8 protein-coding genes are annotated in these 9,160 nt (G+C 47.8%); all 8 read right to left on the bottom strand.

Going from position 1 to position 9,160, the window contains the following annotated elements; translation table 11 throughout:
* The coding region (locus tag Q0277_RS08795) for a hypothetical protein (RefSeq protein ID WP_297997341.1) at positions 1-2,065 on the bottom strand (2,065 nt) is incomplete at its 3' end.
* A gap of 57 nt (positions 2,066-2,122) precedes the next feature.
* Positions 2,123-2,764: an ABC transporter ATP-binding protein gene (locus Q0277_RS08800; RefSeq protein ID WP_297997343.1), complete on the bottom strand. Its 642-nt coding sequence runs from the start codon at positions 2,762-2,764 to the stop codon at positions 2,123-2,125.
* Between the two features lie 2 nt (positions 2,765-2,766).
* Positions 2,767-3,831 (bottom strand): translation elongation factor Ts, encoded by a 1,065-nt coding sequence (gene tsf / locus Q0277_RS08805; RefSeq protein ID WP_297997345.1) that lies wholly within the window; start codon positions 3,829-3,831, stop codon positions 2,767-2,769.
* On the bottom strand, positions 3,831-4,628 hold the full coding sequence (rpsB, locus tag Q0277_RS08810; RefSeq protein WP_297997346.1) for a 30S ribosomal protein S2: 798 nt from the start codon (positions 4,626-4,628) through the stop codon (positions 3,831-3,833). Before rpsB ends, tsf begins: the two co-directional genes overlap by 1 nt.
* Positions 4,629-4,909: 281 nt before the next feature.
* Positions 4,910-5,638, bottom strand: coding sequence for a polyphenol oxidase family protein (locus Q0277_RS08815; protein WP_297997348.1), 729 nt, complete (start codon positions 5,636-5,638; stop codon positions 4,910-4,912).
* A gap of 10 nt (positions 5,639-5,648) precedes the next feature.
* On the bottom strand, positions 5,649-6,503 hold the full coding sequence (locus Q0277_RS11195) for a riboflavin synthase (protein ID WP_366517337.1): 855 nt from the start codon (positions 6,501-6,503) through the stop codon (positions 5,649-5,651).
* Between the two features lie 102 nt (positions 6,504-6,605).
* Positions 6,606-6,926: a c-type cytochrome gene (locus tag Q0277_RS08830; protein ID WP_297896608.1), complete on the bottom strand. Its 321-nt coding sequence runs from the start codon at positions 6,924-6,926 to the stop codon at positions 6,606-6,608.
* Between the two features lie 279 nt (positions 6,927-7,205).
* Entirely contained in the window at positions 7,206-8,759 is a 1,554-nt protein-coding gene (locus Q0277_RS08835; RefSeq protein ID WP_297997350.1) for an ATP-binding cassette domain-containing protein, read from the bottom strand.
* Between the last annotated feature and the right edge of the window lie 401 nt (positions 8,760-9,160).

The raw sequence follows: 9,160 nt of genomic DNA on the forward strand, positions 1-9,160 counted from the left end.
CCTTGGTTTTGAGCTGCTGTTGGGCGATGTAGAACTTCAAACCCAGCGCGTCTTTGGCGTCCTTACTGCCCGCAAATTTCTCGATCGTGTTTGCGATGCCCGCTTCTAGATCATCACGCAACTTGGTTTTCAGCTCCTCAGCGCTCGGTTTTTTACCGTGCTCGTTACGCAGAGACTCGCTTTTGGCGCTAGGCTCTAACTCGCTTGCCATAAGGCTGGCAAACTCCGCCGCAGCCGAAGCGGCAAGCTCATTCGGCATAGCTTGTGCGCCAAATTTCATCTCATTTACCTGCTCGGACGCACCAAATTTATGCGCTTTAAATTCGGTGCGCTCCGAAGGCTTTGAAGCATTAAATTTTATCTGCTGCGCGGCGCTCTTTGCGAGCTTGCCGGATTTAAATTGCTCGCTATCAGCGGAGCTTGCGGCAAACGAGTTTGCGAAATCGCCCTCCATAGCGCGCAAAAATCCGTCCGCAAACCCGCCGGCAACGCTATTGGCTTGCTCGCTTTGCTTCGGTAAATCTGAGGCATCTAATATGTGCGGCAAGTTTAGCTCCGAAAAATTCGGCGCAGGAGTAGAATTCGTAGAAGCTACGAAATTCGCGGAAGCTGCGAAATTTGCGCCAATTGAATTCCATGCTTCATTATGAGCAGACATAGGCATATTCTGTGCAAGTCCGCCAGTAAATTCCATACTTTGAAACGGAACGGCGTTATAAAGATTTTCACGAGGTATATCGCCCGCACCCGCTAACGCAATCGGCGCATCTGAAGCGACCTCGGATTGAGACGAAATTTGCGTTTTTTGAAAATCCGTAGCCGTTTTATTTTTATCATGCGCAGATTTTTTATCCTCTTTTTCATCAGAAGCAAACGCAGCCGCGGCAAAATTATCATATCCGCCAAACTCCTCCACGGGCATGCCGGCACTATCGAAAAGCCTGGAAAAATCCATATCAAATCCGCTGTTAACAGACGCGCCGGCTGCATCTTGCACTACTTGCGAGGCAGAATTTTTTTCATCTGTTTTATAGGCAAATGAGCCGTCTGACTCATGCTGTTTAAGCGTAACATCCGCAGGACCTTTCGCTTCCTCTAAATTAAGCGCAGCGTCTGCCTTTTTTTCAACAGCAGTTTCATTAGAGCTGCCAGCTCTTTGCGACTCGTCTTGCTGCGCAAGCGGTAAAGTTTCGCTTGCCCGTGTGGCGGGAATTTCATCTTCTGTCTGCGATTTATCCGTTTTGGAATTCTTAGGATTTTCATCATCTAGCGCCGCTAGAGCTATCGGAGCATCATCCTTTGCGAGTGAAATTTCATCTTGAGGCGCGTGATTACTTTCGGCGGGTTTGTTTGTGCCGATACTATTTAACGGCACATCCTCAGGGATATCGCTAGCAGCTAAGTTTAGAGGCATATCATCTGCGATATTATCCGCAATCTTTTCTGCGACGGCGTTAAGCGGCGTATCATCGGCGATAGTCTCCGCAATAGCCGCTTCATCTGCAAGCTGTGAGAGCGGAATATCATCTGCGATCTCGTCCGTGCGCGGCATATCGCCTACCAACTGCGAAAGCGGCACATCATCTGCAATCTCGGGCGCTATATCGTTTGCCAGCTGCGAAAGCGGTATATCCTTGCCGGAGTCATAAAAGCTATCCACAAGCTCTTCAAAATTACTACCCGAAGCGGAATTTGCCTGATCAATCGCGTCGATCTCTTTCATCACAGAGCTTGCATCGGCAAATTCTTTCGCCATTTTTTCTTTCGCCTGCACGCTCATATTTTGAACCGAAAACTCGCTGATAAACGTGATGAGCTCAAGCGGCGAAAAAGGCTTGGTAAGGGTGTATCGCGCTCCTGGCACCGAGACATTCTTAGGCGTCAGAAACAGCGTCTTATTAAGATCAAATTTTGAAATATCATCGCCATCTTCATAATTTTTTATCGTCAAATCATATTCACTCTCGTCCGCACTATATGCTACTAGGTCCGCACCGATGCGCTCGCAGCAAATATTTACGACACTTGCAACCTGCTCATTGTGATTGTCAAGTAGAATTTTCATTTATGACCTTTTAGAAAGAATTTGGGCTATTGTAAGATATTTTTGGTTATTAATTGCTTATATTTGCGCTAAATTTCGGTTATTTAGTCGATAAACTTTGCAGCATTTTTGCGCTAAATTCTCATCGTGGGTCACGAGCACGAGCGCGCCACGACTGGATTTTACGTAATCAAAAATCACGTTCATGACCTCGTTTGCGGTATCCTTATCTAAATTTCCAGTAGGCTCGTCGGCAAAGATTATGCGTGGCTTTTTGCAAAGTATACGAGCGATGCTCACGCGCTGCTGCTGTCCGCCGCTAAGCTCGCCCACGCCTTGCTTTAAAGTATGTTCGATCTGAAGCTTTTTTAAAATTTCATCATCTATCGCATTATTCGTAAGTTTAGCAGCGAGTTCGATATTTTCGCCAGAGGAGAAGCCCTTAAAAAGGTAGTGAGATTGAAATATTATGCCAAAGTCGTTACGGCGGATTTTAAGTCTCTCATCGGAGCTTAGCTCGTAAATACTGCGCCCGTTATAGATTACCTCGCCCGAGTTCGGTTTTAAGAGCGTGCATAAAATATGAAGCAGGGTCGATTTGCCGCAGCCGCTAACGCCCAAAATGGCGATGCTCTCGCCCTCCCCAACACTTAAGCTTACATTTTCAAAGAGCGTATAATCATACGCGTGAGTAAGATTTACGCCCTTTAGAAGTTCCATATTTAGCCGATTTGAGCCGCTACTTCGGCTGCGAAGTCTTCGCTCTTTTTCTCTAGGCCTTCGCCCACTTCGAAGCGGATGTATTTTACGATCTCGATTTTGCCACCTAGTTTTTTAGCTTCTTCCTCGATAACCTGCTCGACAGTTTTCTTATCGTCCATTACGTAAAATTGCCCTAGCAACGTGAGGCGCTGATCGATCTGAGTATTGTCGGCGATGAAGCGATCGATCTGGCCCGGTAAAATTTTATCCCAAATTTTTTCAGGCTTATTTTGCTTGCGAAGCTCGTCTTTTAAAGCTTCGATCTCTTTGGCTAAAATTTCATCGCTTAGATGCGCGCGCGAGCCAAACTGCGGGATCTTATGAAGGGGCTTACCTAAGCGCACAAACTCCTCGTTTTCTTTCTCAAACTCGCCTTTAAGAGCCAAAAATTCCTTCTCGATAAAATCAGGATCAAGCTCTTTATAGCTGATGACCTGCGGTTTCATCGCGGCTGCGTGCATGCAGAGATTTTTTATAAGCTCCTGCGCATTCTGTGCAGTCTGCTCGCTGTCGCAAGCTGCGGCGATGATGACGCCTACGCGGCCGTTTGAATGCAGATAGCCGTTTACTACGCCGTTTGCGCCCGCCTTAATCGTCTCAAATCTTCTAACGACCAAATTTTCGCCGATCGTAGCGATCTGGCTCTTTAGATGCTCATCAAATTTAACGCCGTCGATGATGCTGGAATTTAGCTCATCAATGCTGCTAATGCCTTTGCTTTGGATATGTAGAGTAGTATTTTTAACTAAATTTATAAAATTTTGATTTTTAGCTACGAAGTCGGTTTCGGAATTTATCTCGCTTATGGTGGCGATCTTGTGATCCGCGCCCACTTCAACGCTCACTAGGCCTTCGCTAGCTAAGCGGTCGGCTTTTTTAGCGGCCTTTCCGAGACCTTTTTCGCGAAGTAGATCGACGGCCTTATCCATATCGCCGTCTGTTTCAACCAAAGCCTTTTTGCAGTCCATCATCCCCGCTCCGGTGCTTTCGCGGAGCTCTTTTACCATTTGCGCGCTGATTTCCATTACTCTTCGTCCTCGCTTATGTCAAAATCCTCTTCGCTCATCGCCTCGGCTACGACTTCCTCTTTCTCCTCATCGCTGACGGCTTCGCTCTGTTCGACATCCTCGCTTGCGTCTTGATCGCGAAGCGCCTTGCCTTCGTTGATCGCCTCAGCCATCTCTTGGCAGAAAAGCTGAACCGAGCGGATCGCATCGTCGTTGCCAGGTATCGGGAAATCGACTACGTCCGGATCGCAGTTCGTATCCAAAGGCGCGATAACCGGCATTTTTAGGCGGTTAGCTTCCGCTACGGCGATCTTTTCTTTTACAACGTCGATGACGAAGATCATATCAGGCAAGCCCTTCATATTGCGAATACCGCCTAGATAAAGCTCGAGTTTCTCTTTTTTACGGCGAAGCATTAGCGCCTCTTTTTTGGTTAGTAAATTTATCGAACCGTCCTCTTCCATGGTCTCGATTACTTCGAGCTTGCGGATCGATTGCTTGATAGTGGAAAAATTCGTTAGCATGCCGCCTAGCCATCTGTGGCTCACATAAGGCATACCGCATTTTTCGGCGTACTCTTTTAGCGTCGCGCCGGCTTGTTTTTTGGTGCCTACGAAAAGTACCGTCTTGCCCTCTGCAGCCGCGTCGCGTACGATATTATAAGTGTAGCGGAAGTAGCGGATAGTTTTTTGTAGATCTATGATGTAGATACCTTTTCTCTCGCCGAAAATGAATTTTTTCATCTTCGGATTCCATCTGCGTGTTTGGTGTCCGAAATGAACGCCGCACTCTAGCAAATCTCTCATTGTTACCATGAGTTTTCTCCTTGTGGGTTGCCCCGAAATTTAGTTTATTCCTCCGCATCCGCCCGTAAATCTGCTCTAAATTTACAACTAAATCAAGGATTGATGCGTGTGAAATGAAATAAGAATTATATTTAAAATTTTATTAAAATAAGCTTGATTGTTATGCGATTTTACATAACTTATATAGTGTTTCGTTTTTATTCTGACGCATGCAAATTTGCTTAAGATTTCACGACAAATGCCCCTTCTATCCTACAACAAATTTACAATTAAAATGCATGAATTTTAAATTAAATTTTATTCATCACAAAGCCGCAGAAGCGCCCCGTCACGCCGTCTCTGCGGTATGAAAAATGCCGCTCGCTCTCAAAAGTGCAGCGCGGATCAAATTTAACGTTTCGCACCCCCGCAGCTACGAGCTCGTCGCGCAGCGCGGCGTTCATATCGAAATGCCCCTGCGTTTTGTAACGCTCAAACTCGCCCAGATCAAGCCCGCCAAGTTCGTAGTTTCGCGCCTTGATATTCGCGCCCACGAATACCTTCAGCTCCGCAGCCACGCAGCCGAAGCGCTCGCTCATCAAAATTATCGCATTGGTGCAGATCCGCCCTATCACGCCCGCGCGCCCCGCATGCACAGCAGCAACCACGCCGCGCCGCTCGTCCGCGATCAGCACGGGCGAGCAGTCCGCTACCAGCACGCACAGCGCCACGCCGCGCAGATCGGTCACGAGCCCGTCGTAGGGCAGGATTTTATCGCTAGCTGCGCGTAAAATTTCAACTTTGTTCGAGTGGATCTGGCGCATAAATTTTAAATTTCGCGGCGCGATACCGAGCGCGGCGGCTAAAATTTCGCGGTTTTGCGCGACGTTTTGCGGATCGTCGCCTACGTGATCCCCTAAATTTAGACCTGCGTAGGCTCCGCTGCTTACGCCGCCAAGCCGCGTGCTAAAGCCCGCTAGCACGCCGTGCCCGTCCAATACAAACTCAAGATTTTCTCTGCAAATTTCGGTGTTAGTCATCGCGCGCCGCTTAATACAGGCTCAAAATTTTATCTACTGTGTCCCACGAAAGTCTGTCTTTTTCGCCCTCGGCGCTATCATCGCGCGCAGCGACAGTGCCGCGACTGGCGGGTCGTCCGCCGGCAAAGCGTAACTGCGCTGCAACGTATCGCGCGAGCAGATCGGTTTCGATATTTACGCGGCGCCCGATTTTGTAGGATCCAAAGAGTGTATCTTTGAGCGTGAGCGGGATGATCGTAAGGCGAATGGCGCAGCTTTGCGCTCCGCTCTTTAAATTTACGTCCAAGGAGTTCGGATCGCGAACGGAATTTGAGCCGCTAGAATTTGGCCCGCGCAAGCTTGCGCCGTTAAAATTTGCGTCGCGCAGCTCTTTGCGAATAAAATTTCCGCCGTCAAGACCTTGGCTGTTAAAATTTCGCCCGTGCATGCCGCTGCCCTCAAGCACTTCGTTGATCGTTAGGCTCACGCCGTCGATCGCTACCGAGCCTTTCGGCGCTAGCAGCGGCGCTATATGCAGCGGCGCTCGGATGAAAAAATCGACGCCGCTTGCAAGCTTTGAAATTTTATAAATTTCACCCACGGCATCGATATGCCCTTGGATCAAATGCCCGTCTATGCGCTCGCCTAGCCGCATCGCTGGCTCGATATGCACAGGTCCGTGCAGGTTTTGTGCGGCGATGACGCGCGCCGTTTCGCTCGAAAGCTGCACCGCAAATCCGTCCGCAAAAAACCGCGTCACGCTCAGGCACGCGCCGTTTACCGCGACGCTATCACCGAGCGCGGGGCGGTATCTCGCGCGCAGTCGCAGCAAATCGCCGCTAAAGCTCGCGACCTGCGCGATCTCTCTGATCAGTCCGTTAAACATTTATGAGCCTTTGGAATTTTTACGTGATATTAGCGTAGAATTTTAAAATTTTAAATTAAGCTAAACTCGGCGAGCGCGAAGCCCGCCGAATGAAGTTTGAAATTATTTTTTAGAGACGATGAAATCGGCTAGCGCTTCGATCGATTCGTCGTTAAGTGAAGCTGCTTGACCCTTCATAACGCCCATCATGCCGAATTTTCCCTTGCCCTCGCCTAGAGTGCCGTCTTTGTAGCCTTTTAGGCTAGCGATGATATCTTCCTTGCTTAGGGTGTTTAGCGCAGGTACTTTGCCGCCAAGATAAGGCTTCTCGGCGTTAGCTCCATGACAGGCCACGCATTTTTTATATAAAGTAGCGCCATCAGCGGCGAATACACTCGAACTAAACGCCGCAACCGCAGCACATGCAATAAGAACTTTTTTCATTCCTATCCTTTCTTTTTAAATTGTGGATGCAGTATAATCAAAATTTAGTAAATTTCGGTTAAATTTTTGCAATTTGCGCTAAAGGGGCGAAATTCTATTTACTTCGAACTTTAGCGTAGGGGCTTGAAGCGGAATTTATGCTGTAAAATTTTAAGCAAATTTCGCCTTGCCACTTAAATTTCAATCGTAGAATTTCGCAGCGAAATCCTAAGGCGAAATTTCATCTAGACGCCAAATTCCATCGCGAAATTCTGCGTAGAATTTTAAAATTTCGCCGCTTTACTTTATGCGCGACATTTCGCCTCTTTGCATCTTATAAATTTTATCTGCAGCACCGAAGTATTTATCATCGTGTGAGATCGCGAAGATCGTGTATCCGCGCGATTTCAGCTCCGGCAAAATCCGCTCGTAAAACTCCGCGCGAAACTGCGGATCGAGATCGGCCGCAAACTCATCGAGCATCAAAAATTTTCGCCCATCCATCAGCACGCTTACGAGCGCCAAGCGCTTGCGCTGCCCGCTAGATAGGCTCGTGGTGCTAAATTTAGCCCCCTTTAGCTCAACCTTATCCTTCAGGTGCGTAAGCGCCAGCCACTCGCGCGCGATGTCCGCATCGCCAGTAGCGTAGTCGAAAAGATAAAAATCGCTGAAAACCGCGCTTATGTTGTTGCTGTAGGCGCGCAGATCAGAGGGTTTAAGGGCCGCGCCGTCGGCTAAAATTTTGCCTGCTTGCGGCGTATAAAGGCCCGCTAAAATCATAAAAAGCGTCGATTTTCCGCTGCCGTTTTCGCCGATTAAAAACACCGTCTCGCCCGCATTTAGCTGCAAGCTTACCCCTTTGATGCCGAATTTACCGTCTGGATACGAAAAGCCCACGTCTTTAAGCTCCAAGCTGCGCCACGGCTGCATTTGAGCAAGATCAAAGCCCTGCACGAATGGATCTAAGCCCAGCTCATTGATCTTTGCGTAGGCGATCTTGGCGCGCAGCACGCTAGGAAGCGAGAATATGAGCATCATCAAAGGCGCACGCAAAAAAAGCACCGTAAGCGCGATCGTTACGGCGTTTGCAAGCTCTGCTTTGCCGCCGCTAAGCCCGAAATAAAGCACAAAGCCTACGGCGCCTAGCATCATTACGTTCATAAAATTACTCGCAAACGCGCCGTAAACCTCGGCTCGCAGCGAGCTTTGGCGTAAATTTTGCGCATTGGGCAAAAAGTCGTTTTCGTATAGGCTCTTTGCTTTGGCTAGGCTTAGCGACAGCTCCTTGTGCCCCTCGATCGCCGCGGCGTAGTTTTTATACAAAACGTCCTCGTTTTGGCGGTACAGATCGTAATTTTGCATGACCTTTTTCATCAAAAAACGATTGAAAATCATCAGCGCGCCGATCCAAACGAATAAAAACGCAAACATCATAGGCGCGATGTATAGCACGTAGATGCCGCAAAATAGCACGATCATCGCGCCTTGAATAAGCTCGGAGATGCGCATAAAGCCCTCGGTCAGGCGCGAAATATCACTGGAAAGGGATGCAAGCAGGTTCGCCTTCGACGCAGCCTCGATGCGCTCGAACTTCGTATCGATGATCTGCTTGATGATCTTGGTGCGCAGATCGAATACGAAGTCGTTTTCCATCTTGCAAAGCATGATGCGGCTTAGCACCGAAAGCAGCAAAAATAGCGCCAAGAGCGCGAAAAATAGCGCGATGATCCTGCCGCCTCTTTCGGCGCCGTCAAGTAGATATTTATTGATAAAGCTTAAAATCAAGATCCCCGAGCCGCTGTAGATCGCGTTTAGCGCGAGCATCGCGAGGATTTGCTTGGTATATTTTTTCATCTTTCGCCCCAATGAAATTTGAGCGTAATTGTGGCAAAATTCGCTTGAAAAAACGGTTAAATTTTAAATCCGTTCTCATTTCTCGAATAAAATTTTACCCGGACTGCGTGAAATTCCGCCGTAAATTTATCCTCTTTTGGCGCACCAGGAGCGATAAGCTCTATCTGTGTTCACGTCCATGACAGAAATTAGCAGATAGGATTAAATTTGACGGATTGCAAAATTTTGAGTCAAATTTAAAGGCCTAAAGCGAGAGCGCAAAATTTCAACTATATTTTTAAATTTTATAAACTTTACCGGCTCTGCTAAAATCTAAATTTAACTCTAGGCATCGCCCTTTTTGTTGCGCTCGGTGATAAATTTAGCTAATAAATTTATCTCCAATTTGCTTACTTCAAATA

The sequence above is a fragment of the uncultured Campylobacter sp. genome, assembly GCF_938030815.1.
GTDB lineage: Bacteria > Campylobacterota > Campylobacteria > Campylobacterales > Campylobacteraceae > Campylobacter_B.